At 73.5% G+C, this 24259-nt stretch carries 18 protein-coding genes; 7 read left to right on the forward strand and 11 right to left on the reverse strand.

The features are described 5' to 3' along the window. Nucleotides 1-37: 37 nt before the first annotated feature. The 8 genes from ACFYNO_RS24000 to eccD form a co-directional block, all read right to left on the reverse strand. Nucleotides 38-346 carry a hypothetical protein gene (locus ACFYNO_RS24000; protein WP_388015965.1) on the reverse strand — a complete coding sequence of 103 codons (309 nt, stop codon included), beginning with the start codon at nucleotides 344-346 and terminating at the stop codon, nucleotides 38-40. Continuing rightward, a complete protein-coding gene (locus ACFYNO_RS24005) occupies nucleotides 339-785 on the reverse strand; it encodes a YbaB/EbfC family nucleoid-associated protein (RefSeq protein ID WP_388015968.1) in 447 nt (148 codons plus the stop codon). The genes ACFYNO_RS24000 and ACFYNO_RS24005 overlap by 8 nt, the downstream gene beginning before the upstream one ends. 111 nt (nucleotides 786-896) lie before the next feature. Next, nucleotides 897-3029: a hypothetical protein gene (locus ACFYNO_RS24010; RefSeq protein WP_388015971.1), complete on the reverse strand. Its 2133-nt coding sequence runs from the start codon at nucleotides 3027-3029 to the stop codon at nucleotides 897-899. Nucleotides 3030-3140: 111 nt separating this feature from the next. Continuing rightward, entirely contained in the window at nucleotides 3141-3575 is a 435-nt protein-coding gene (locus tag ACFYNO_RS24015) for a hypothetical protein (RefSeq protein ID WP_388015974.1), read from the reverse strand. Nucleotides 3576-3585: 10 nt separating this feature from the next. Further along, complete coding sequence (locus tag ACFYNO_RS24020; RefSeq protein ID WP_388015977.1) at nucleotides 3586-3867, reverse strand: WXG100 family type VII secretion target; 282 nt, start codon at nucleotides 3865-3867, stop codon at nucleotides 3586-3588. Nucleotides 3868-3910: 43 nt separating this feature from the next. Next, nucleotides 3911-4243, reverse strand: a complete 333-nt coding sequence (locus tag ACFYNO_RS24025; protein ID WP_388015980.1) for a hypothetical protein — start codon at nucleotides 4241-4243, stop codon at nucleotides 3911-3913. A gap of 118 nt (nucleotides 4244-4361) precedes the next feature. Further along, nucleotides 4362-5777 (reverse strand): type VII secretion protein EccB, encoded by a 1416-nt coding sequence (gene eccB, locus ACFYNO_RS24030; protein ID WP_388015983.1) that lies wholly within the window; start codon nucleotides 5775-5777, stop codon nucleotides 4362-4364. A 44-nt stretch (nucleotides 5778-5821) separates the two neighbouring features. Continuing rightward, on the reverse strand, nucleotides 5822-7204 hold the full coding sequence (eccD, locus tag ACFYNO_RS24035; protein ID WP_388015986.1) for a type VII secretion integral membrane protein EccD: 1383 nt from the start codon (nucleotides 7202-7204) through the stop codon (nucleotides 5822-5824). A 112-nt stretch (nucleotides 7205-7316) separates the two neighbouring features. Here eccD and eccCa point away from each other — a divergent pair, with 112 nt between their 5' ends. The 5 genes from eccCa (at nucleotide 7317) to ACFYNO_RS24060 (ending at nucleotide 17258) form a co-directional block, all read left to right on the forward strand. After that, complete coding sequence (eccCa, locus tag ACFYNO_RS24040) at nucleotides 7317-11270, forward strand: type VII secretion protein EccCa (RefSeq protein WP_388015989.1); 3954 nt, start codon at nucleotides 7317-7319, stop codon at nucleotides 11268-11270. 147 nt (nucleotides 11271-11417) lie between these two features. Then, nucleotides 11418-14054, forward strand: coding sequence for a hypothetical protein (locus ACFYNO_RS24045; protein ID WP_388015992.1), 2637 nt, complete (start codon nucleotides 11418-11420; stop codon nucleotides 14052-14054). Nucleotides 14055-14158: 104 nt separating this feature from the next. Beyond that, nucleotides 14159-14719, forward strand: coding sequence for a GNAT family N-acetyltransferase (locus ACFYNO_RS24050; RefSeq protein ID WP_388015995.1), 561 nt, complete (start codon nucleotides 14159-14161; stop codon nucleotides 14717-14719). 94 nt (nucleotides 14720-14813) lie between these two features. After that, nucleotides 14814-16382: an MFS transporter gene (locus ACFYNO_RS24055; protein ID WP_388015998.1), complete on the forward strand. Its 1569-nt coding sequence runs from the start codon at nucleotides 14814-14816 to the stop codon at nucleotides 16380-16382. 114 nt (nucleotides 16383-16496) lie between these two features. Further along, nucleotides 16497-17258, forward strand: a complete 762-nt coding sequence (locus tag ACFYNO_RS24060; protein ID WP_388016001.1) for a TetR/AcrR family transcriptional regulator — start codon at nucleotides 16497-16499, stop codon at nucleotides 17256-17258. A gap of 16 nt (nucleotides 17259-17274) precedes the next feature. On the opposite strand, the gene ACFYNO_RS24065 is transcribed toward ACFYNO_RS24060, so the two are convergent. Both ACFYNO_RS24065 and ACFYNO_RS24070 read right to left on the reverse strand, forming a co-directional pair. Continuing rightward, a complete protein-coding gene (locus tag ACFYNO_RS24065; protein WP_388016004.1) occupies nucleotides 17275-18804 on the reverse strand; it encodes a helix-turn-helix domain-containing protein in 1530 nt (509 codons plus the stop codon). Nucleotides 18805-18915: 111 nt separating this feature from the next. After that, nucleotides 18916-21531, reverse strand: coding sequence for an FHA domain-containing protein (locus tag ACFYNO_RS24070; protein ID WP_388016007.1), 2616 nt, complete (start codon nucleotides 21529-21531; stop codon nucleotides 18916-18918). Nucleotides 21532-21810: 279 nt separating this feature from the next. On the opposite strand from ACFYNO_RS24070, the gene serB reads away from it, so the two are divergent. Both serB and ACFYNO_RS24080 read left to right on the forward strand, forming a co-directional pair. After that, nucleotides 21811-23052, forward strand: coding sequence for a phosphoserine phosphatase SerB (gene serB / locus ACFYNO_RS24075; protein WP_388016010.1), 1242 nt, complete (start codon nucleotides 21811-21813; stop codon nucleotides 23050-23052). A 73-nt stretch (nucleotides 23053-23125) separates the two neighbouring features. Further along, nucleotides 23126-23716, forward strand: coding sequence for a Uma2 family endonuclease (locus ACFYNO_RS24080; RefSeq protein WP_388016013.1), 591 nt, complete (start codon nucleotides 23126-23128; stop codon nucleotides 23714-23716). Between the two features lie 7 nt (nucleotides 23717-23723). On the opposite strand, the gene ACFYNO_RS24085 is transcribed toward ACFYNO_RS24080, so the two are convergent. Continuing rightward, nucleotides 23724-24254: a SixA phosphatase family protein gene (locus tag ACFYNO_RS24085; protein ID WP_388016016.1), complete on the reverse strand. Its 531-nt coding sequence runs from the start codon at nucleotides 24252-24254 to the stop codon at nucleotides 23724-23726. Between the last annotated feature and the right edge of the window lie 5 nt (nucleotides 24255-24259).

The raw sequence follows: 24259 nt of genomic DNA on the forward strand, positions 1-24259 counted from the left end.
ATGGTTCGCCGGTCGGCGGGCGGAACGCCGCTCCGGCTCAGAACCCGCCGGTCTGGTCGGTCAGGTCGGAGTCGGTGCTGTCGAACAGGTCCTTGGCGGTCTTGCCGTTCTCGCCGACCTTGGCCACGGCCTTGCGCACCTGGTCGACCAGGTCGCTCAGGTCCCTGGTCGGCTGGTCCACCGTCTGGTGGTACTGCTTGCCGATGTCGTCGTCGCCCGCCGACTTCTTGTTGAAGTCGTTGATGTCGCTGATCTTGGTGTGCACCTCGTCGATCAGCGCGGACATGTCGCCGAACTTGCTGAAGGCGGTCTTGAGGTCCGAGAGCGCCGTGAACCGCTCAGCCATCGAACTGCTCCTGCCGCCCGCCGCCGAGCCTGCGGTCCTCCGCCTTCAGGTGGGCGGGCCGCATCGCCTGCAGCGGCGCCAGCAGCTCCTCCAGCTCCGTGCCGCCGGTCATCGAGGTGCGCAGCGACTCGCCGACGCCGTCGAACCGGCGCATCGCGGCCAGCACCTGGTCGCCCAGGTCGGCGCGGGCCTCGTTGAGCAGGTCGGCGAGCAGGGTGCCGAGCTGGGCGGGGGCCATCGACCGGTAGCCGGTGGTGTGGAAGGTCAGCGAGACCACCTGGCCCTGGGCGCCGACCACCGCGGTGACCATCCGGTCCTTGGTGGTCACCGTGGCGGTCGCGTTCTGCAGTTCCCTGGTGGTCTCGGCCAGTTTGGCCTGCTGCTCGCGCAGGGTGATCATCGCCTGCTCGATCTGCTCCGCGAACGGGGACACCGCCATCCGCTCCGCTCCTCCTCCGACGGCCCGGCTCTGCGGTCGGCGGCCGACCGGGCACCCGGCCGCCGACACCCTGTCCTACGGCCCGCGCCCGGGGCCGCGTTCACCGCGCGCTCAGCGCCCGATCACTCCGTCCACCACCTCGGTCTCGGTGCCCCAGACCTCCTCGTCCTCGGCCAGCCAGGTGGTCCGCTGCCGCTCCTGCCCCTGCCCGGGCGCACCGCCGCCGCCCGCGCCGGGCATCATCGGCGGCATCCCGGCGCCGCCGGTGGTGGAGACCGAGCGGCCCATCAGCTGCGCCTCCTCGGCGGCGTTCATCGCGGCCGACTCGCCGGCCGCGGTGCGCTCGGCGGCGGCCTGCTCCATCACCGCCTCCTGGGCGGCGGCCTCCCGGGGCGTCAGCGAGGCGCCCTGGGCCAGCGCCCGGGGGCCGAGGCCGACGGCCCCCGGGCCGGCCGGGAGCCCGCCCTCGGTGGGCACGGAGGTGGGCGCCGGGAAGCGCTCGAGCGGCAGCCCCGGCTCCAGCGCGGTGGCGCCGCTGCTCAGGGCCGGCACGGTGGTACCGGGCGCGGCGAAGTCCTCCAGCGGGGTGTAGCCGCTGCCGCCGGTGCGCAGCGGGATGAGCGAATCGCCCATCGCGTGCTCCTCGTTGGTGAGCAGCTGCTCCTGGTTGCCGACCGGGTTGCCGTTCTGGTCGAGGAGCGTCCCGTCCTTGCCGACCTTGGCGTTCTTGCCGGCGTAGACCGGGTTGCCGTTGGCGTCCAGCACCGGCTTGCCATCGGGGCCGAGCACCATGCCGTTGGCGTCCACCGTGGAGCCCGGCGGCACCCTGAAGTTCCCGCCGGTGGGGTTGTAGAGCCCGCCGGGGCCGGGGCTCGGCGGGAGGCTGCCGACCTTGGCGCCCGCGGGGGCCTTCTCCGGCTTGCCGTCGGGGCCGAGCACCGGCTTGCCGTCGGGGCCGATGACGGTGCCGTTGGCGTCGATGGTGGAGCCCGCCGGCACCGTCCAGGGCTTGCCGTCCTTGGTGGTCAGCGGCTTGCCGTCGGGGCCGAGCAGCGGGACGGTACCGCCGGGGTTGGCCGGGTTGTTGTTGTCGTACTTGGGATCGGGGTTGGCCGTGGTCGGCGGGGGCGGGATCTTGGTGTTGTTCGGGCCGTTCTTGGAGTTGTTGCCGTTCGGCCCGTTGATGCCGTTCGGGCCGTTGGTCCCGTTGCCGTTGCCGCCGTTGTTCCCGTTGGAGCCGTTCCCGCCCGGGTTGCCGGTCGGCGGGGTGATCGCGGCGGGCGAGGGCGTCTCGGGGGTCAGCGTGATGGTGGTGATCACGTTGTTCAGCGTGGTGTAGGCCTCGGTGATCGCGGTCATCGCGATGGTGGCGCCGCGGTCCAGGAACTGCTGGACCCCCTGGATCCACAGGGCCTTGGCATTGGCCTCCACCGTGTCCCAGAAGGCCTGTTGGTCCGTCCGCAGGCCGTTCACCTGGAGGATGGTGTAGTTGGAGCTGTCCGGGTAGGTCACCGTTCCGGACGCCATCAGGCCGTTCAGCGCGTACTTGAGGCAGTTGAGCGGGTTGGAGATGTTCGGGTACTGGTCGTTCCACTCCTGGTCGACCTCGTTCTGCGGGCTGCCGCCCTGCCAGTCCAGGAACTCCGTGTTCATCCGCGACAGGCCGGCGTAGAGCGCGTCGTGCGCGGCCTGCACGGAGGCGGCCGGGTCGCCGGCGAACTCGATCAGCGTGACCATGTCCTGCATGCTCTTGCCGACGCTCTCCAGGTAGGACTTCAACTCGCCCGCGGCGCTGCCCTGGAGGTCGCTGTCCTCGCTGTCGATGGTGTCCGCCCAGCCCTTGAGCTGCTTGACCAGCGAACTCACCCAGCCCGGCAGCGCGGCGAGCATGTCGTGCGCGGCGTTGAAGCTGGCCAGCGCGGTGGTCGAGGTGTACCCGGGGCTGCCGAGCAGCGCGTTGAGGGTGTCCCGGGCATGGCCGAAGAACTTGTCGACCTTCCCGTCGCCGGTCTTCGGCGAGATGTTGTCCCACATCAGGTTCATGTTGACGACCACGTAGTCGCTGTAATACGAGTTGTAGGTCACCCAGTAGATGTCCCAGACCTTGTCGAGGCCGGTGGCGTCCGTGACGGTGTTCACCCCGTGCGCCCTGACCCACTCCAGCCCGGTGATGTCCGACCGGGTGGGGCTCGCATTCTGGGTGGGCTCCGCGAAGTAGTTGATGGCGTCCTCCCAGAGGGCCATGCGGGTGCTCCAATGCTGGGTGGTGGGACTGGATGGGGACGGGTGGGGAGAGCGGTCCGGCGATCCGGCTTCCCGGACCGCCGGTTCGCGCACCGCTGGTCTGACGCAGCGTCAGGGTGTGGTGGTGGGCGGGGCGGGAGGCGGCGTGCCGCCGCTCAGGATGCTGAACATCTGGGCGGCGCTCAGTGCCTCGTCCTCGGCGTTGTTGAACGTCTGCTTGGCGTTCAGCATGCCGAGGACGATCTTGTCCAGGGCGCCGTTGACCGCCTGGAACTGCTTCTGGATGCTGCCCGCGAAGGTGGTGAAGCTCTTGGTCAGCGTGGCGGCCTCGGTGAACGACTTCCCGCCGGTCATCAGCAGGGTGTAGTTGTCGGTACCGCTCGGCAGCCCGCTTCCGGCGCCCCCGGCGAAGTCATTGACGTGGTCGATGATCATCGTGCCGGTGCCGTCGCCCGGGTAGGTGCCGTTGATCTGCTGGATCAGCTGCTTGATCTGGGTCTTGGCGAAGCCGTCCAGGTAGTCGTCGGTGACCTTGAGGGTGCTCATGGCCGGCCGGTCAGAAGCCCGCGGCGGCGGACTGGTCGGCGTAGCGCATGGTGTGGTTCATCTGGTCCAGGATCTGGGCGCCCTTCTTGATGTCCTCGTGCATCTGGCCCTCGTTCTGGTGGACCACGGCGAAGAACTCGTGGAACGCCTCCTTGTAGCTGCCGGACTGGCTGGCCAGGCCCTGCAGCTGCTGGACCAGCTCGTCCAGGTTGCTCTGCATGGTCTGCGCGGCCTGGAGCAGCTCCTGGAACGCGTTGTCGATGGATTCGTGCTGAAGCTGGATGTCTGCCACGGTGGTTGACTCCTGGGGATGGGGCGGGAGGAAGGGGAGGGGGTCAGCTGAGCGCGGCGTAGACGCCGTCCGAGGCGCCCCAGTTGCCGCCCATCACGTGGGCCTCCTCCTCGGCCTTGTTGAGCACCTGGCTGGCGCCGTGGGTGGCGTCCTGGAGCTTCTGGAAGGCCTGCATCACGGTCTTGTAGCGGTCCACCCAGTCGTTGACCTTGGACTGGAAGGCGCTGCTGGCGCCGGAGACGTAGCCGGCGGCGATCTCCTCGTTGATCCGCTCCACGGTCTGGCCGGAGGTGATCATCGCGGAGATCTGGTGGTCCAGGCCGTTCAGCGCCGTGATGAACGCCTGGTCCTGGGCACTGAGCACGTTGTTCGTCACGAAGAGGATCTCCTCTGTCGATGGTGTCGATGGTGTCGGTCCGGCGGGACCGCTGGCGCGGCCCCGCATCCGGTGGAACGGCCTCCGCACGCAGGGCGGTTCAGGACCTGAGCAGCCGTCAGCAAGGCGTGGCGGCGGCCGGTGCGGGCACCCCGCCGCCGGTCAGCGCGGCCGGGTCCAGGCTCGGCCCGGCCGGCAGCAGGGCCAGCAGCGCGGCGGGCACGGCGGACGGCACCACCCCGGCGTAGCCCAGCTGCTTGGCCGCGCCGGACGGCACGGCGTACTTGACGCCGTTCTCGGCCACCAGGAACTCGGCGTCGCCCGCCGAGCCGCCGGCCAGCGCCGCCCGGACCAGCGCCCCGCCGCCGGGGCGGACGGCGACCAGGTCGGCCGGGGTGCAGGAGGCCCGCACGCCCGGCTGGGCGGCCGGCGGCTGCCCGTCGAGCGCGGTCTGGTCCAGCAGGGTGACGGAGGTGCGCGAGGCGCCCGGGTCGGTGGCCGGGTGGAGGTCGGTGCAGACCGCCTGCCCGGCCGCGGGGGCGACCAGCGCGGGCGGCTCGGCGGGCAGGCCGTCGGCGGGCGCGGCGGGGGCGGTGTGCCCGGCCAGGTCCTCCGGGCCGATCGCGGCCGGGGTGGGCGCGGCGCCCGCGTAGGCGTCCTTCTGGGTGCGCGGGTCGCCGCGCAGCAGCTCGTACTGGAGGGTGCTGAGGGGGGTCAGGCCGGCCGTGGTGAGCAGGTACCGGCCGCCGCCGGGCGCCTCGAAGAGCTGGCCCACCTTGGTCGGGCGGGCCGCCAGCTGCGGCCCGGGGCCGCCGCGTCCGGGCACGTCGGGGGCGGCCAGGTCGGGTCCGGCGGGCAGCGTGTCCAACAGGGCGGCGCTGACCGGGGCGGGGGCGGCGGCCGCGTAGCCGAGCGCCTGGGCGGCGCCGTCGCGGACGTCCAGCCGCAGCCGGCGGCCCTGCCAGAGCAGGTCGCGGCCGCCGTCGGGGGTGGCGACCAGCAGCGCCTGGCCCGGGGTGAGCGCGGTGCCCTCGCCGTGCGGGCCGATCGCCAGCGCCAGCTTGCCGTTGGCGACGGCGCAGGTCAGCCAGGCGGGCGTGCCGGCCAGCGCGGCGGCGGTCGGCAGTCCGTCGGGCGCGCCGAGCAGTCCGACCGGGCCGCCGCGCGCGGTGCCGTCGATCGAGCGCTCGGCCACCTGCCGGACCATCAGCTGGTCGCCCGCCAGCAGCTTGGCGCTGGTCTGGTTGAGCACCGGGTGCAGCTCGCCGTTCAGGTAGAGGTAGCGGGCGCCGGTCTCGTTCACCACCACCAGCGCGCCGGGCTTCTGCCAGCCGGTGCTCGCGCTGGGCTCGAACACCCCGAGCACGGTCACCACCAGCGCGATCAGCACGCCGAGCGCCAGCCCGCCGACGGTGCCCCTGGTGGTCCGGCCGGTCGGGGTGTCGGGCGTGTCCGGCTCGGCCCGCAACATGCCGGAGGCGAGCCTGCTCAGCACGAACAGGTGCGCCTGCACCTGGTCGCGTCGGGACTGCATCGTGCTACTCCAATGGTGTTGTGGTTCCCGGCCGTTCGCCGTGGCTAGCCGTTCATGGCGCGCATCGCGTGGTAGACGCCGCAGACCAGCAGCGCCAGCGGCACCAGGGCCACCGCGCTGAGCGTGTGCAGCAGGTCGGCCAGCCGGCCCCAGTAGGGCAGCAGCCGGCGTCCGGGCACCGTCCAGGCCGCCACCAGCAGCGCCAGCACCGCCACCAGCAGGCCGCCGAGCACCAGCAGCCTGGCCTGCGGCGGGTGCCCGGGCGTCACCCGGGCCACCAGCAGCGCCGCCCCGCCGAGCCCGGGCAGCAGCAGCACCAGCCGCTGCCGGATGCTGCCGATCGCCCGGCTGTGCAGCAGGAGCAGCAGCGAGAGCGCGCCCGCCTGCCCGGGCCCGCCCCAGCCCCTGCCGGTGGCGAGCAGCACCAGGCAGGCCGCGGTGACGGCGCCGACGGCGCTGTACAGACCCATCAGGTAGTCGTCGGCGATCAGGCTGCGCGCCAGCACGCCCTCGGCCGGGAACGGCTCGATGCCCTCCTGCAGCTCCTCGGCGTTGCGCGGCAGCGCGGGCAGCCGCAGCCCGGAGAGCCGGAACGCCGTCGAGGGCACGAAGGCGCCGGCGAGCACCGCGAGCACCGAGAGCACGGCGGCCACCTGGTCCACGGCCAGCCCGCCGATCAGCAGCCCGCCGGCCACCGCGACCAGCAGCGCGACCAGCACCAGGCCGAGGAAGACCGGCGCCCCGGCGCCGACCGCGGCCACCGCCAGCACCCCGGCCCCGGCCGCCGCCGAGCCGGCCGCCAGCACCCGGGCGCCCAGCAGTTCGTGGCCGCCCGGCCCGCCGGGCACCAGCAGCGCGGCCAGGCCCAGGAACGGCACGGCGGCGCTGCCCAGCGCGATGCCCGCGCCGGTGTCCGCCATCGCCCGGGCGGCGCTGGCCGCGCCGAGCAGCAGCAGCACGGCGGTGGCGGCGGCCCCGATCGCCCGCGGGCCGGCCGGGCCGGGCAGCGCCAGCAGCGCCAGGCCGCCGGCCAGCGCCAGCACAGCGGCGGCCACCGCCACGTGGTGGGTCAGTTCGGGCCGCCAGCCGTCGCCGCGCTCCCGCACGCCGCTGGCCACGCCGTCCACCAGGTCGTCGAAGTGCACCGGCGGCAGGGCGGCCCGGCGCGGGCGCAGGTAGAGGGTGTCGCCGTCGCGCAGCTCCAGGCCGTCGGCGGTCTGCTCCTCGTCCAGCGGTTCGCCGCCGAGCCGTTGGAGCACCCAGCCGCCGTGGTCCAGGCCCTGCTCGGCGAGGTCGCCGGGGGCGTGGCCGAGCACGGCGGGCAGCAGGTCGGCGAGCGGCACGTCCGCGGGCACGGCCAGCTCGAAGGCCGCCCCGGGCGTGTGGAACCTGAGCCGGCACAGTCCGGCCACGGCGCTGTTGTTCACGACCCCCTCTACGGGGCGGGCCGGCCGGTGCGTTCACCCGTTCCGGCGTGAACCGGGCCGCGGCGGCGGGCCGTAGAGCCGGTGGACGAGAGCGCGAGTGAGGAGCCGTCAGGTGAGCGTGGTCCTGGTCAACCGCACGGCACGCCGGCCCGGGCCGCAACTGCCGGACGGCGAGATCCAGTTGCAGGAGCCGCCGAGCCTGCCGGAGCCGCAGAGCGGCATGGCGGGCATGCTCCAGATGGCACCGATGGCACTCGGCTCGCTCTCCATGGTCTTCATGTTCCTGAAGCCGGACGGCGGCGGCGGCGCGCTCACCTACGTGGCGATCGGCATGATGGCGCTCTCCGCGGTCGGCATGCTGGTCACCCAGCTGATCCGCGGCTCCAGCGACCGCAAGCAGCAGCTGCGCGCCGAGCGCCGGGACTACCTGCGCTACCTCTCCCAGATGCGCCGCCAGGTGCGCCGCTCGATCGAGGGCCAGCGGGAGGCACTGGCCTGGCGGCACCCGGCGCCGGCCGAGCTGGCCTCGCTGGTCGGCACCACCCGGCTGTGGGAACGCCGCTCCACCCACCCGGACTTCAGCGACGTGCGGATCGGCACCGGGCCGCAGCGGCTCTCCACCCGGCTGGCGCCGCTGGCCACCAAGCCGGTGGCGGACCTGGAGCCGCTCTGCGCGCACGCGCTGCGCCGGTTCATCCACGCCTACGGCACGGTGGACGACCAGCCGGTGGCGATCCACCTGCGCGGCTTCGCCCAACTGCTGCTGCGCACCGACGATCCGGCGGCCGCCCGGGCGCTGGCCCGGGCGGTGCTCGGCTCGCTCGCGGTGGTGCACGGGCCGGACGAGCTGCGGATGGCCGTGGTCGCCGGGCCGGAGCAGCGGCCGCACTGGGAGTGGGCCAAGTGGCTGCCGCACGCCCTGCACCCGAGCGAGAGCGACGGCGCCGGGCCGGTCCGGCTGGTGGCCGCCACCCTCGGCGAGGCCGAGCAGCTGCTCGGCGAGGAGTTCACCGGCCGGCCCGCCTGGGAGCCGGACGCGGTGCCCAGCCGGGACGAGCCGTTCACCGTGTTGGTGCTGGACGGCGCGGGCAACCACGGCGCCGGGCGGGCCGCCCTGGCCGGCTACCGCAACGCGCTGGTGCTGGACCTGTCCGACTCGCTGGAGTGGAAGCCGGCCCGGACCACGCTGCGGCTGCGGATCGCCGGCGGCCGGCTGGCCATGGTCGGCGCCGACCGCAACCGCAAGGACACCGTCACCGAACTCGGCCGGCCCGACGCGCTGAGCACCCGGGCCGCCACCCGGCTGGCCGCCGCGCTGGCCCGCTACCGGATCGGCGACGCGGTGGAGGCCGGCGAGCCGCTGGCCGCCGACTTCGACCTGACCGCGCTGCTCGGCATCCCCGACCTGAACCAGCTCGAGGTGGACCGGCTCTGGAGCCGGCGCGCCGTCCCGGAGCGACTGCGGGTGCCGCTCGGCCTGGGCGCCGACGGGCGGCCGGTGGACCTGGACCTCAAGGAGTCCGCGCAGGGCGGCATGGGGCCGCACGGCATGCTGATCGGCGCCACCGGCTCCGGCAAGTCCGAGCTGCTGCGCACCCTGGTGCTGGCGCTGGCCCTCACCCACTCCTCCGAGGTGCTCAACTTCGTCCTGGTGGACTTCAAGGGCGGTGCCACCTTCCTCGGCCTGGACGAACTGCCGCACACCTCCGCGGTGATCACCAACCTGGCCGACGAGGCCGCGCTGGTGGACCGGATGCGCGACGCGCTGCACGGCGAGATGATGCGCCGCCAGGAGCTGCTGCGGGCGGCCGGCAACTACGCCTCGCTGCTGGAGTACGAGACCGCCCGGGCGGCCGGCACCCCGCTGGCCCCGCTGCCGACGCTCTTCGTGGTGGTCGACGAGTTCAGCGAACTGCTTGCCGCACACCGGGACTTCATGGATCTGTTCGTGATGATCGGGCGGCTCGGCCGCTCGCTCGGCGTCCATCTGCTGCTGGCCTCCCAGCGGTTGGACGAGGGCCGGATGAACGCCCTGGAGTCGCACCTGTCCTACCGGATCGGCCTGCGCACCTTCTCCGCGATGGAGAGCCGCGGCGTGCTCGGCGTGCCGGACGCCTACCAGCTGCCCTCCACGCCCGGCAACGGCTTCCTGCGCAGCGGCACCTCCGAACTGACCCGGTTCAAGGCCGCCTACGTCTCCGGCCCGTACCGGCCCAAGCGCCGTCCGGCCCAGCAGGCCGCGCTGGCCGGCCAGGTGGTCCGCTACGGCACCGACTACGTGACGCCCCGCCATCTCCCGGTGGTGGAGCAGGAACCGGAGGCCGCCGAGACCGGCGCCTCGCTGCTGGAGCTGGCCGCCGAGCGGCTGGCCGACGCCGGGCCGCCGGCCCACCGGGTCTGGCTGCCGCCGCTGGACGTGCCGCCGACCCTGGACGAGCTGCTGCCGCCGCTCGCCCCCGATCCCCAACGCGGCTTCACCGTCGACGGGTTCGCCGGGCCGGGCCGGCTGGTGGTGCCGGTCGGCGTGGTCGACCGGCCGTTCCACCAGCTGCGCGACCTGCTCACCGCCGACCTCTCCGGCGCGGGCGGCCACGTCGGCATCGCGGGTGCGCCGCAGAGCGGCAAGTCGACCATGCTGCGCACCCTGATCGCCGGGCTGGCGCTCACCCACACGCCCGAGGAAGTCCAGTTCTACTGCCTGGACTTCGGCGGCGGCACGCTCTCCACCCTGCGCGGCCTGCCGCACCTGGGCGGCACCACCGGCCGGCACGACCCGGAGCGGGTGCTGCGCACCATCGCCGAGGTCAACGCGGTGATCACCCGCCGGGAGAAGTACTTCGCGGAGCTCGGCATCGACTCGGTCACCACCTTCCGCCGCCGCAAGGCCGCCGGACAGCTGCCGGACGACCCGCACGGCGACGTCTTCCTGGTGATCGACGGCTGGAACACGCTTCGCCAGGAGTTCAACGACCTGGTCCAGCCGCTCACCCTGATCTCCCAGCGCGGCCTCAACTACGGCGTCCACCTGATGATCGCCACCACCCGCTGGGGCGAGATCAGCAACGGCCTGCGCGACCAGTTGCAGACCCGGTTCGAGCTGCGGCTCGGCGATCCGATCGACTCGGTGATCAACATGCGCGCCGCCGGGCGGGTGCCCAAGCTGCCCGGGCGCGGACTCACCGAGGAGCAGCTGCACTTCCTCACCGCGCTCCCCCGGATCGACGGCACCGGCCGCTCGGCCGACCTGGCGGAGGGCGTCGCCGACCTGGTGGACGCCCTCGCCGACCACTGGCCGGGCCGCCGCGCCCCCGAGGTGCGGATGCTGCCGCTGGTCCTGGACGCCGCCGAACTCCCGGCGCCCGAAGGCCGCTTGCGGGTGCCCCTCGGCCTGGAGGACACCGAGATCGCGCCGCTCTGGCACGACTTCGAGGAGAGCCCGCACCTGCTGGTGGTCGGCGACAGCGAGTCCGGCAAGACCAACCTGCTGAAGCAGATGATCCGTTCGGTGGTCACCGGGTACTCGCCCAGCGAGGCCCGGATCATGCTGGTCGACTACCGCCGCGGCCTCTACGACGCGGTGCCCGAGGAGTACCGCCTCGGCTACGCGGTCGCGGTCGACATGCTCCGCCAGGTCGTCGACGGCGCCGCCCGCGCCATGAAGAACCGCATCCCGGCCGCCGACCTGGCCCCGGCCCGCCTCAAACTGCGCGACTGGTGGGACGGCCCGGAGCTCTTCATCGTGGTCGACGACTACGACCTGCTCGCCGCCGGCTCGGGCACCCACCCCTTCGCCCCGCTCCTCGACCACCTCGCCCAGGGCACCGAGATCGGCCTCCACCTGATCGTCGCCCGCAGTGCCAACGGCGCCGGCCGCGGCCTCGGCGACCCCCTGCTCCGCAAGCTCCAGGACATCAACTCGCCCGCGCTGCTGCTCTCCTGCCCGCCCTCGGAGGGCTACCTGTTCGGCAACATCAAGCCCCGCCAGCTGACGGCGGGCCGGGGCCTCTACATCACCCGGCGCCGAACGGTGCAGGTGCAGACGGGGCTGGTGGAGAAGGAGGGGTGAGGCGTCCCGCCGGGGGCAGCGCCGGCGTGCCCCGCTGAACCCGGGCCCCCCGGTCGGCCGTGTCACCTGGTGGACCCCGCTCAGCAACCGGGGTCGCGGTGCCGGCCGACCCCGGTGCCGCACGCTCAGCAGAACGGAGGCCGGGCGATGTCCTCGGCGAGTGTCCCGGCCGCCACCCGCTCCACCCTTCGCGAGCTGGGCCCGCACTTCGTGATCGCCCCGCCCGGCGCCGAGGCTCAGGGGCTGGCCGCCGCCCTCGCCCCACTGGACCGGGTGCCCGGGGCGCTCCTCGTCCTCGCCGCCGCCACGGACGCCGCGCCCGTGCTGCGCGGCCGGCTCGCCGATCTCGCCCAGGCCGCCGACAACCGCGGGGCCGAAGCCCTGGTGATCGCCGCCTCCGGCCTCGCCGCTCCCGGCGCCCGCGGCCGCCGCCCCGCCGAGCAGTTGGCGGAGCTGGCCGGCCTCGCGGTGATCGCCCCCGACTCCGCGGTCACCATCGACCCCGACGGCTCGCTGCGCACCGCCGACGGGTCCTGGTGGCGCTGCCACGCCGCCCGGCCGGCCGAACGCCTGGGCGAGCGCTGGCCGGCACCACCCGCCGCGCGGCCGCCCCGGGCCGCGGTGCCCGCGCAGCCCGTCCTCCCCGTCGATCCGCCCGTCGATCCCCCGATCGGGCCGGCCCGGGTGGTGGCCAGCTCACCGGCGCCGGTGTCGATGCGGGTCGGGGCCGGGAGCGTCCCCGTCGCCCCCGCGGCCGCCGCCTCGCTGCTCTCGGAGGCGCCCACCGTCCCCGCCGCCCAGCTCTCCGAGGCGCCCACCGTGCCGACCCCCGCCCCCGCGGTGCCGGCCATCCCCATGCCCACCGTCACCCCCCTGGTGGGCGGCTACTGGGTCACCACCGCCCCGCCCGGCCCGCCGCCGGCCGTCCTCGACGCCGCGGCCGGCGCCCCGCACAGCCTGCTGCTGGTGCTCGGCCTCCCCGGCGACCCCGCCCTCCCCACCGCCGAGCAACTGGCCGCCCTGGTCGGCGCCCTGCTCGCCGGCGCCGCCGCCGGCGCCCAGCCGCTCCCCGACCGGCTCCTGCTCAGCGCGCCCTGGGCCACCCCGGCACGGCTCACCGGCCTCGCCACCGTGCTCTGCGCCACCCTGGAGCGCGAGGTGCACCTGGCTGTCGGCCTGCCGCTGCGCACCGCCTCCGGCGACTCCGCCCTCGTGCTCGACGCCGCCGCCAACCCCGTCTGGGAGCCCTGCCTCACCGAGCTGGCCGCCTCACCGACCTCACGCACCGTCACCCCGACGGCCTGGCGGGCCCGCCCCGGCGCCTGGACGCCGGTCGGGCCGGCGGTCCACCAGCTGTTCCCCGGCTGGCACGTGGAGGCGGTGCCCGCCGGGATCTGGCTGCGGCCGGCGGACCTGCCCAGCCGCCCGGTGCCCGCGGCGCGGCGGCGCGAACCGGACCCGGCGCGCCCGGTGCTGATCGTGGGCCACCCCGGGCAGCCAGTGCCGGAGGAGCTCTGGGACCACCTGGGCGGGCTGCTCACCGCGCTGCCGCCGCTCGGCGGCGAGGCGCTGGGGCTGCTGGTCGACGGGGTGATGGACCCGGAGACGGAGGCGGTGGCCCGGTTCAGCGCGCGGCTGTACAAGCTGCACTGGCTGACGGCGACGGCCCAGGTGACGGCCGCTCAGGCGGAGGCGGACGCGGAGGCCGCGACGGCGGAGGTGGAGGCCGAGGTGGCGGTGGCGGACGCGGAGGCCGCGACGGCGGAGGTGGAGGCCGAGGTGGCGGTGGCGGAGCCCGCGCCCACCCCGGTCCCCGCCCCGGAGCAGCCGATCCCCGCCCCCGTCGCCGTGCCCACCACTGCCACCGTGGAACCCCCGACCCCCGTGGACCCGCTCCCCCCGGTGGAACCGCCCACCCCCTTCGCCGTGGAACCCCCGGTACCCGTCGAGACCGCCACCCAGGAGGAGCCGCCCCCGCCCGTCGCGGAGGAACCCCCCACCCCCGAACCCCCCACCCCCGAACCCCCCGCCACCCCCCTCTCCGACCAGGAAGCCCTCCAAGCCCTCCTCGGCCCCGCCTACCACCGCTGGGCGAGCCGCGCCCAGCAGCTCGCCACCCGCCTCCCCTCCCTCCGCACCACGGCCACCACCGCCACCACCCCCTCCACCACCGACCTGGTCGCCGTCCTGCTCCACCACCACGACTCCCCGCTCCCCGCCACCCGCGCCGAACTCGCCGAGGCCGCCCGCTCCGGCGACGAGCGGCACCCCCTGCTGCCCTACCTGCGCTGCCTCGCCGCCGGGCTGCGCCGGCTGCCCAGCCACCACGGCGCCGTGCTGGTCCCCGCCCCCGCCGGGCCGGTCGACCTGGACCGCTACACCCCGGGCACGGAGTTCACCGAGGCGGCCGCGGTGACCGCCCTGCCGGCCCTGGACCTCGCGCCCGAGCCGGACACCGAGGTGGAGTTCGCCGTCTGGTCCACCACCGGCCGGCGGACCACCGCCTGCGGCGAGCCGGCCGACGAACCGCTGGTCGTCTTCGCCCCGGGCACCCGGTTCACCGTCCTGGAAGTCCACCCCGCCGACTTCTCCGACCCCGCCGCCCCGCGCCCCGCCCGCGTCCTGCTGCACGAGTCCCCCAGCCGCACCGCGAAGGCCTCCCCGGACCGCCTGCGCGCCTGGCTGGAGCGCCGCGACGCCGTCACCCCGGCCGACCTCCGGGGACCGCTCCCCGAGCCCGAACGGCACCGGCCCGCGCACGCCCTCGGCCAGGCGATCAAGTGAACCCCCGGAAGCCGGCCCACCGTCATCTCTGACGACTCCCGCCGCGCGGGCGCTGCCCCGTTTTCCGGGTGAGTCGTGCACCGCCCAGCGGTTATGGTCCCCCCATGCACACCCCCACCTCCCCCGCCTCCCCCGTTCCCATCCGGGTCGAGCCCTGGGCCGAGACCGACCTCGCCCTCCTGCAGCTGATCAACACCGAGGAGATGCGCCGTCACGTCGGCGGCCCGGAGAGCCCCGAGGCGCTGCTGATCCGCCATCAGCGCTACCTCGACTTCCCGCGCACGGGCGCCGGGCAGATGTTCCGCGTGGTGGCGGGCGAGGACGACACACCGGTGGGCAGCGTCGGCTACCACGCGCGCGACTGGCAGGGCGAGCGGGTCTTCGAGATGGGCTGGAACGTGCTCCCGCCGTTCCGCGGCCTGCGCATCGCCGGCCGGGCCGCGCTCGCCGGCGCCCGGGCCGCGGCCGCCACGAGGCGGCACCGCTGGCTGCACGCCTTCCCGAGCGTGGCCAACGAGGCCTCCAACACGGTCTGCCGCCGGGCCGGCTTCACCCTGCTCGGCGAGACCGACTTCGAGTACCCGCCGGGCCGCTTCATGCGCAGCAACGACTGGCGCCTCGACCTCACCGCCCTCCCCGCCGCCGCCGAGGACCGGACCGCCTGAATTCCCTGGCGCGCCCCCACCCGCCCTTGTACGGTGTAGAAGTCTTCTACACCGTACAAGGCCGCACCATGCCGCAAACCCCGGGGGCAGAACCATGTCTGACGCGCCAGAACCCATCCCGGCAACAGCACCCACCGCACCGGCACCCCAACCCGCCCGACGCCCCGACCGCTGGCTGATCCTCGCGGTGATCTGCCTCGCCCAGCTGGTCGTGGTGCTCGACAACACCATCCTCAACGTCGCCCTGCCCTCCCTCGCCACCGGCCTCGGCGCCACCACCTCGCAGATCCAGTGGGCCGTCGGCGCCTACTCGCTCGCCCAGGCGGGCCTGCTGATCGCGGCCGGCGGCATGGCCGACCGCTACGGGCGCAAGCGGGTGCAGCTGATCGGCCTGTCCCTCTTCGGCCTCGGCTCGCTGGGCGCGACCCTGGCGAGCACCCCGGGCGAGCTGATCGCGGCCCGGGCCGGCATGGGCGTCGGCGGCAGCTTCCTGCTGGCCACCAGCCTGGCCATCGTGGTCCGGATCTTCGAGCCCGACGAGCAGCCCAAGGCGATCATGGCCTGGTCGGCGGTGGCCTCGCTCGGCTTCGGGCTCGGCCCGGTGATCGGCGGCGTGCTGCTGGCGCACTTCTGGTGGGGCGCCTGCTTCCTGGTCAACCTGCCGGTGGCGGTGCTCGGCCTGATCGGGGTCGCCCGGATGGTGCCGGAGTCCCGCGACCCGCAGGGCGCCGCCCCGGACCTGCTCGGCGTGCTGCTCTCCAGCTGCGGCATGGTCGGCGTGGTCTACGCGATCATCCAGGGCCCGGAGGCGGGCTGGGGCGCTCCCCGCACCCTGCTCGCCGGCGGGGCCGGCCTGGTCTTCCTGGTCGCCTTCCTGTTCTGGGAGAGCCGGATCGCCCACCCGCTGCTCGACCTCGGCTTCTTCCGCAACGGCAAGTTCCGCGGCGCGGTCTCCGGCGGCGTGCTGGTCAGCTTCGGCATGGGCGGCTCGCTCTTCCTGCTCACCCAGCACCTGCAGTTCGTGCTCGGCTACGGCCCGCTGGAGGCCGGCCTGCGCACCGCGCCGATGGCGGTCACCGTGGTGCTGCTCAACCTGACCGGCACCGGTATGCGGGTCACCGCCAAGCTGCGCCCGCCGGTCGCCGTCGCGGTCGGCCTGACCCTGCTGGCCGCCGGGCTCGCGGCCATCGCCGAACTGGGGCGCCACGGCGACTACCTGGGCATCCTGCTCGGGCTGGTGCTGATCGGCGCCGGCGCGGCCTGTGCCCAGCCGGCCATGGCGGGCTCCATCATGTCCTCGATCCCGCCGGAGAAGGCGGGCATCGGCTCCGGCCTGATGGGCACCCTCAGCGAGCTGGGCAACTCGCTCGGCGTCGCGGTGCTGGGTGCGGTGCTCACCGCCGGGTTCACCGGCAAGCTGCCGGCCGGACTGCCCGCCTCGGACGCCCGCTCGCTGCCGCAGGCGCTGCACGCGGCCGGGCCGGACGCCGCCCAGCAGGTGAAGTCGGCCTTCGCGGACAGCCTGACCAGCAGCCAGCTGATCGGCGCGGTCGCGGTGCTGGCGGGCGGTCTGCTGGCGGCCTGGCTGCTCAGCCGGGCGGCCGGCACCCCGCCGCCGGCCGCGCCCGCGCCCTCCGACCAGCCGCTGGCGCAGGCGGGCTGACCAGCAGGTCAGGGAGCCTCTTCTCTACCATCGCAGCAACGGCACGCCCGTCCGCGGACCCCGCGGTCGGGCGTGCCCCCACACCCGTGCACCACAGGACAAGAGGCAGCAGGCATGGCCGAGAAGCCCAGCGATCCCGCCGTCAGCGTCTGGCTCGCGCCGCCGAAGAAGAAGCGGCGGGGCTCGGCGCCGACCGGGCTGAGCCGGGACCGGATCGTCGCGACCGCGGTCCGGCTGCTGGACGCGGAGGGCGTCGAGGCCTTCTCGATGCGCAAGCTGGCGGCCGAGCTGTCGGTCACCCCGATGTCGGTCTACTGGTACGTCGACAACAAGGACGCCCTGCTGGAGCTGGCCCTGGACGCGGTCTACGGCGAGATCCGGGTGCAGCCGCTGGAGGACCACGGCGACTGGCGCCGCCACCTCTACGTGCTGGCGCACGAGTTCCGCCGCTGCTACCTGACCCACCCGTGGGCCACCGAGCTGGGCGGCCGGTTCCTCTCCGTCGGGCCCAACGCGATGCTGATGTCCACCAGCGCCGTGCACGCCCTCACCCGCACCGGGCTGGCCGGCGACGAGTTGGCCGGCGCGCTGGCCCTGGTCTTCCAGTTCACCTACGCCTTCGCGCTCTCCGAGGCCCAGTGGAGCCGTCGGGCCCGGCTGCTCGGCAGCGGGGACGACGAGCTCTACCAGCGGATCCGCACCCTGCTGACGGCCGTCGACCCGCACCACCCGGAGATCGACGAACTGCTCGGCCACGACACCGGCGAGAGCATGCGAACCGGCCGCAACCGGCAGTTCGACCAGGGCCTGGAGATGGCCCTGGCCGGCATCGAGGCGGCCATCGACCGGCTGCCGGACCGCCCCGACCGGAACTGAACCGCCGCACGCCCCGTCAGATGTCGCGGAACGTCTCGATCTGCGCGCCGATCTCGTTCAGCCGCGCCGCCAGCTCCTCGTACCCGCGGTTGATCACGTAGACGTTGCGCAGCACCGAGGTCCCCTCGGCCGCCAGCATCGCCAGCAGCACCACCACCGCCGGGCGCAGCGCCGGCGGGCACATCATCTCGGCCGCCCGCCACCGGGTCGGGCCCTCCACCAGCACCCGGTGCGGGTCCATCAGCTGCACGTTGGCGCCGAGCCGGGTCAGCTCGGTCAGGTAGATCGCCCGGTTGTCGTAGACCCAGTCGTGGATCAGCGTGGAGCCCTGGGCACTGGCGGCGATGGCCGCGAAGAACGGCACGTTGTCGATGTTGATGCCGGGGAACGGCATCGGGTGGATCTTGTCGATCGGCGAGCGCAGCTTGGACGGACGCACCGTCAGGTCGACCAGCCGGGTCCGCCCGTTGTCGGCGGTGTACTCCGGGCCCCGGTCGTAGTCCAGGCCCATCTCCTCCAGCACGGCCAGCTCGATCTCCAGGAACTCCACCGGCGCCCGGCGCACCGTCAGCTCCGAGGAGGTGACCACGGCGGCGGCCAGCAGGCTCATCGCCTCCACCGGGTCCTCGCTGGGGGCGTAGTCCACATCGCAGTCGATCTCGGCCAGGCCGTGCACGGTGAGCGTGGTGGTGCCGATCCCGTCGATCCGCACGCCCAGCTTCTCCAGGAAGAAGCAGAGGTCCTGGACCATGTAGTTGGGGCTGGCGTTGCGGATCACCGAGACGCCGTCGTGCCGGGCGGCGGCCAGCAGCGCGTTCTCGGTCACGGTGTCGCCGCGCTCGGTCAGCACGATCGGACGCTCGGGGCTCACGCTCCGGTCGACCTCGGCGTGGTAGAGCCCGGTGGTGGCGGTGACCTCCAGGCCGAACCGGCGCAGCGCCGCCATGTGCGGCTCCACGGTGCGGGTGCCGAGGTCGCAGCCGCCGGCGTAGGGCAGCTTGAAGCGGTCCACCCGGTGCATCAGCGGGCCGAGGAACATCAGCACCGAGCGGGTGCGGCGGGCCGCCTCCTGGTCCATCGCGGCCAGGTCCAGCTCGGCGGGCGGGGTGATCTCCAGGTCGGCGCCGTCGTTGATCCAGCGGGTCTTCACGCCGATGCTGTTCAGCACCTCCAGCAGCCGGTAGACCTCCTCGATCCGGGCCACCCGGCGCAGCGTGGTGCGGCCGGTGGTGAGCAGGGAGGCGCAGAGCAGCGCGACGCAGGCGTTCTTGCTGGTCTTGACGTCGATCGAGCCGGAGAGCCGCCGACCGCCGACCACCCGCAGGTGCATCGGGCCGCCGTAGCCGAGGGAGACGATCTCGCTGTCCAGCGCCTCGCTGATCCGGGCGATCATCTCAAGGCTGATGTTCTGCCCACCGTTCTCGATCCGGTTGATCGCGCTCTGACTGGTCCCCAGGGCAGTGCCGAGTTCGGCCTGGGTCCAGCCTCGGTGCTTGCGGGCGTCACGGATGAGCTTGCCGATGCGTACGAGGTAGTCATCTGCCATGACCAGACGATATCTCATCTATGAGATATGACTGCGGGCGGCACCCCCCTTCAGGGGATACCGCCCGCAAACCTTCACATCATCAGCCGAGCTGTGTGGACTGAGTCCGCGTCAGCCCTTCTGCATGACCTCCGGCTCGTGTCGGCGCAGCAGCCGCTGCACCAGGAAGGCCAGGCCCACCGAGAGCAGCACCAGCATGCCGGCGTCGATCGACCACTGCAGCGCGCTGTGCGTCCACAGGCCGTCATGGTCGGTCGGGTGCGCCGGGTCGAGCACCATCATGTGGCCGAGGTCCAGCGTGGTGCCGACCACGCCGACGCCCCAGCGGGCCGGCATCAGCCAGGCGAGCTGGGCCAGGCCGGCCTTGTTGAAGAGCTCGAAGAGGCAGCCGGTGAAGACCACCTGGATGATCGCGAACATCACCAGCAGCGGCATGGTCTTCTCCGCCGTCTTCACCAGCGCCGAGATCACCAGGCCGAACATCATCGAGGCGAAGGAGAGCAGGATGATGCCGATCGCCATCTCGATGGCCGGCGCGCCGGAGAAGATCAGCCCCGAGGTGGGCAGCTTGCGGGTGGAGAAGCCGACCGCCGCGATGATCGCGCCCTGCAGCACGCTGAAGAACCCGAGCACGATGATCTTCGACATCAGGTAGGCGCTCCGGGACAGCCCGGTGGCCCGTTCCCGTTCGTAGATCGCCCGTTCCTTGATCAGCTCGCGGACCGAGTTGGCCGCCCCGGAGAAGCAGGCGCCGATCGCCAGCACCAGCATGATGGTGCCGGCCGCGTTGTTGGTGCCGCGGGGGTTGGGGTTGGGCCGCAGGCCGTAGGTGGCCGGGACCACGATCGAGACCACGCCGAGCACCGCGGGCAGCACCACCGACAGCGCCATGAAGCCCTTGTCGGAGGCGATCACCGAGAGGTAGCGGCGGATCAGCGTGTACAGCTGGGAGCCCCAGCTCTGCGGCTTGGGCGGCAGCACCGGCTGCTGGTTGACCGGCGCCTGCTGCACGCTCACCGAGGCCACGTCCGCGGAGTACTGCTGGTAGTGCACCGAGCCCTTGTAGCGGCCGGCCCAGTCGTGGTCGGGGTAGTTCTCGAAGGCCTGGAAGACGTCCGCCCAGGTCTCGTAGCCGAAGAAGTGCAGCGCCTCGTCCGGCGGGCCGAAGTAGGCCACCGAGCCGCCCGGAGCCATCACCAGCAGGCGGTCGCAGATCGCCAGTTCGGCCACCGAGTGGGTGACCACCAGGATCGTCCGGCCGTCGTCGGCCAGGCCGCGCAGCATCTGCATGACCTCGCGGTCCATGCCCGGGTCCAGGCCCGAGGTGGGCTCGTCCAGGAAGATCAGCGAGGGCTTGGTCAGCAGCTCCAGGGCGACCGAGACGCGCTTCTGCTGGCCGCCGGAGAGCGCGGTGATCCGGTTCTCGGCCCGCTTGTCCAGGCGCAGCTCGTACAGCACCTCGTCGATCCGGCGCTCGCGCTCGGCCGGCTCGGTGTCGCCGGGGAACCGCAGCCGGGCCGCGTACTTGAGGCCGGTGCGGACGGTCAGCTCCTTGTGCAGGATCTCCGACTGCGGCACCAGGCCGATCCGCTGGCGCAGCTCGGCGAACTGCTTGTAGAGGTTGCGGCCGTCGTACAGCACCTCGCCGCGGTCGGCCGGCCGGTAGCCGGTGAGCGCGCGCAGCAGGGTGGACTTGCCGGAGCCGGAGGGGCCGATCACCGCGATCAGCGACTTCTCCGGCACGCCGAAGCTGACGTCGTTGAGCAGGATCTTCTTGCCGCCCTTGTGCTCCACCTCGACGGTCAGGTGGTGCGCGGAGAAGGAGACCGGGCCGTTGTCGATGAACTCCTGCAGCTGGTCGCCGACCAGCTGGAAGGAGGAGTGGCCGACGGTCAGCCGGTCCTGCGGGCCGAGCAGCTGACGCTGCGCCGGCTGGCCGTTGACGTAGATGCCGTTGTGCGAGCCGAGGTCCACGATCTCGTAGCGGCCGTCGGCGAGCTGGCGCAGCTCGGCGTGGTGCCGGGAGACCTGGAGGTCGGAGACCACGATGTCGTTGTCGAGCGCGCGGCCGATCCGGATGACCCGCATCGCGGAGGTCAGGTTCCGGATCATGGTCGGGTTGCGCTCGCTGGTGTAGCCGACCGGGCCGCCGCCGACGCCGTGGCCGAAGTCCTGGTGGACCGGCTGCGGCTGCTGCGGGTACCCGGCCTGCTGCGGGAAGGCCTGCTGCGCCGCCGGGCCGTGCCGGTGGGTCTCGGCCTCGTGCACCGGCACCGGCGCGGCCTGCTGCTGGTACGGCGGGGTGCCCACCGGCGGCTGGTACGGCGGCGTGCCGGCCTGCTGCTGGTACGGCGGGGTGGCGGCCGGCGGCTGGTACGGCTGGCCGTAGGGCTGGCCCACCGGACCGCCGACCGGCTGCGCCACCGGCGCGGCGGCCGGGGCGGAGAAGGCGAGCCGCGGCCCGTTCTCCGCGTTGCCCAGGTTCAGCACGGTGCCCGGCAGCAGCTGCGCGTGCTGGGTGCGCGCGCCGGCCGCCCAGGTGCCGTTCGTGCTGCCGTGGTCCTCCAGCTGCCAGGCGGCACCGTTGAACGAGATGGTGGCGTGCCGCCACGACACCCTTGCGTCATCGAACGGGAAGTCCGCCTGTGGATCCCGGCCGATGGTGTAGGAACGGCCCGGCTCCAGTGTCCGGTGCTGCCCGTTGATCTCAACTACGAGTTGCGGCACTGTCCGCCTGCCCCGCTCTCTCGGTCCCCCGATGGCATCCCCTGCGGCCCCCGCCGGAATTCGGCGGCGGCGTGGGGAGTGAGGAATATCGCGTCTGACGGGGGGTAATCATTCCAGCTCGGCCCGGAGGCCGAAAAGTCACCCCCGCCGACTGTGACCTGGCGGCAACGTTCCCACCGCCCCGCAGTGACGCGCGGTGCCCCGGAGATGAACGGTGCACGTCCACGGGCCGGACGAGCCCTGGCCACCCGGTCCCGGCCGGGTAGCGTGGTCCACACCATGAACACCACACCCCCGCAGCCCCGGACCGCCGACGACGAGCGCACCCTGCTGGTCAAGGTGTTCGGCAAGGACCGTCCCGGCATCACCACCGGCCTCTTCGCCACGCTGGCGGAGTACGGCGTCGACGTCATCGACTTCGAGCAGCTCGTCACCCGTGGCCGGATAACGCTCTGCGCCCTGGTCACCCCGCCGGCCGGCGGCGACCAGGCCGTCGAGGGCAGCCTGCGCGCCACCGTGCACCGCTGGGCGGAGGACCACAGGCTCCAGGCCGAGATCATCTCCGGCACCGGTGACAACCGGCCCCGCGCCGAGGGCCGCTCCCACGTCACGGTGCTCGGCCACCCGCTCAGCGCGGCGGCCGTGGCGGCGCTGGCCGCCCGGATCACCGAGGCGGGCGGCAACATCGACCGCGTCTTCCGGCTCGCCAAGTACCCGGTCACCGCGGTGGAGCTGGCCGTCTCCGGCGTGGCCACCGAGGAGCTGCGCGCCTCGCTGGCCCGGGAGGCGGCGGTCCAGCGGGTGGACATCGCGGTGGTCGCGGCCGGCCTGGAGCGCCGGGCCAAGCGCCTGGTCGTGATGGACGTGGACTCCACCCTGATCCAGGACGAGGTGATCGAGCTCTTCGCCGCCCACGCGGGCTGCGAGCAGCAGGTCGCCGAGGTGACGGCGGCGGCGATGCGCGGCGAGCTGGACTTCGCCGAGTCGCTGCGCGCCCGGGTGGCCCTGCTGGCCGGCCTCGACGCCTCGGTGGTGGAGAAGGTCCGCACCGAGGTGCGGCTCACCCCGGGGGCGCGCACCCTGATCCGCACGCTCCAGCGGCTCGGCTACCAGGTGGGCATCGTCTCCGGCGGCTTCACCCAGGTCACCGACTACCTGGTCGACCTGCTCGGCCTGGACTTCGCGGCCGCCAACACCCTGGAGGTCGAGGACGGCCGGTTCACCGGCCGGGTCACCGGCGAGATCGTCGACCGCGCCGGCAAGGCCCGCTGGCTCACCCGCTTCGCCGACCAGGCCCGCGTCCCGCTCGCCCAGACCGTCGCCATCGGCGACGGCGCCAACGACCTCGACATGCTCAACACCGCCGGCCTCGGCGTCGCCTTCAACGCCAAGCCGGTCGTCCGCGAGGCCGCCGACACCGCCGTCAACGTGCCCTTCCTGGACACCGTCCTCTACCTCCTCGGCATCACCCGCGAAGAGGTCGAGGCCGCCGACGAGATCCACGGCACCCCGGGAGAGTGATTGCCCCACGCGTGCCGGACCGGGGGTCCGGCGCGCGTTATCGTCGGCGGTGAGGCCCTGAGGAGGTAGCCCGATGACCGCTGAGCTCCCCGAGACCCCCAGTGCGCACAGCCCCGCACCCGACTGGATGCACCGGCCGATAACGGCGGAGGAGTACGACTCCCTGCCGGAAGAGGCCTGTGCGGATATCGAGATCGTGGACGGGATGGTCGTCATGAGCCCCAGCGCTACCAAGCGTCACAACCTGGTGGCACAGGAGCTCACCTACGCGCTCAAGGCCGCCTCTGGCGCGGACTGGCGTGCGGGGATGGACTTCGATGTCAGGCTGCAGGATGTTCCTCTGATCATCCGCCGCCCCGACGTCATCGTCTTCCGCGCCGACGCCCTCGACATCGAGCCCACCCGCCCCGAGCACATCCTGCTCGTCGTCGAGGTCGTCTCTCCCGGCTCCGAGACCACCGACCGCGTCACCAAGCCCGCTCAGTACGCCCGGGCGGGCATCAAGTACTACTGGCGCGTCGAGCAGGCCAACGGCCCGGCGCCCGAGGTCTTCACCTACCTGCTCGACCCGGCGACCTCGACCTACCGCGCCACCGAGGTCTTCACCGGCCAGGTGAAGGCCACCGCGCCGTTCCCGGTCGAGGTGGACCTCACCGCCATCTGACCCCGGGTCAGTCCACCGCCGGGGCGTAGTACGACACCAGCCGCCCGACCCCCGGCTCCACGCCCGCCCAGTCGCCGTCGAAGGCCAGCACCGCGATGCCCGCCGTCGGGAAGCCGCGCTGGCGGAGCTGGGTGAGCTCGTCGCCGAGGGACTCGTCGCCGGCCAGCACCTCGACCAGGTTCTGCACGCCGGGATTGTGGCCGACCAGCAACAGGTCGGCCACGTCCTCGGGGGTCTCCTTGAGGACCTCGATGATCTCGCCCGCCGTGGCGTCGTAGATCCGCTTCTCGAAGACGGTGCGGCGGGAGCGCTTGGGCAGCTCGTGGGCGGCCAGCTTCCAGGTCTCGCGGGTGCGCAGCGAGGTGGAGCAGAGCACGTAGTCGGGGTTGATCCCGGAGTCGGCCAGCCACTGCCCGGCGACCGGTGCCTCCGCCCGGCCCCGCTCGGCGAGCGGGCGCTCGTGGTCGTCCACCTTCGGCCAGTCGGCCTTGGCGTGGCGGAGAACGATGATCCTGCGGGGCGTGGCGTGCTCGGTCATGCGCT

The sequence above is a fragment of the Kitasatospora sp. NPDC006697 genome (genome assembly GCF_042869935.1).
Lineage (GTDB): Bacteria > Actinomycetota > Actinomycetes > Streptomycetales > Streptomycetaceae > Kitasatospora.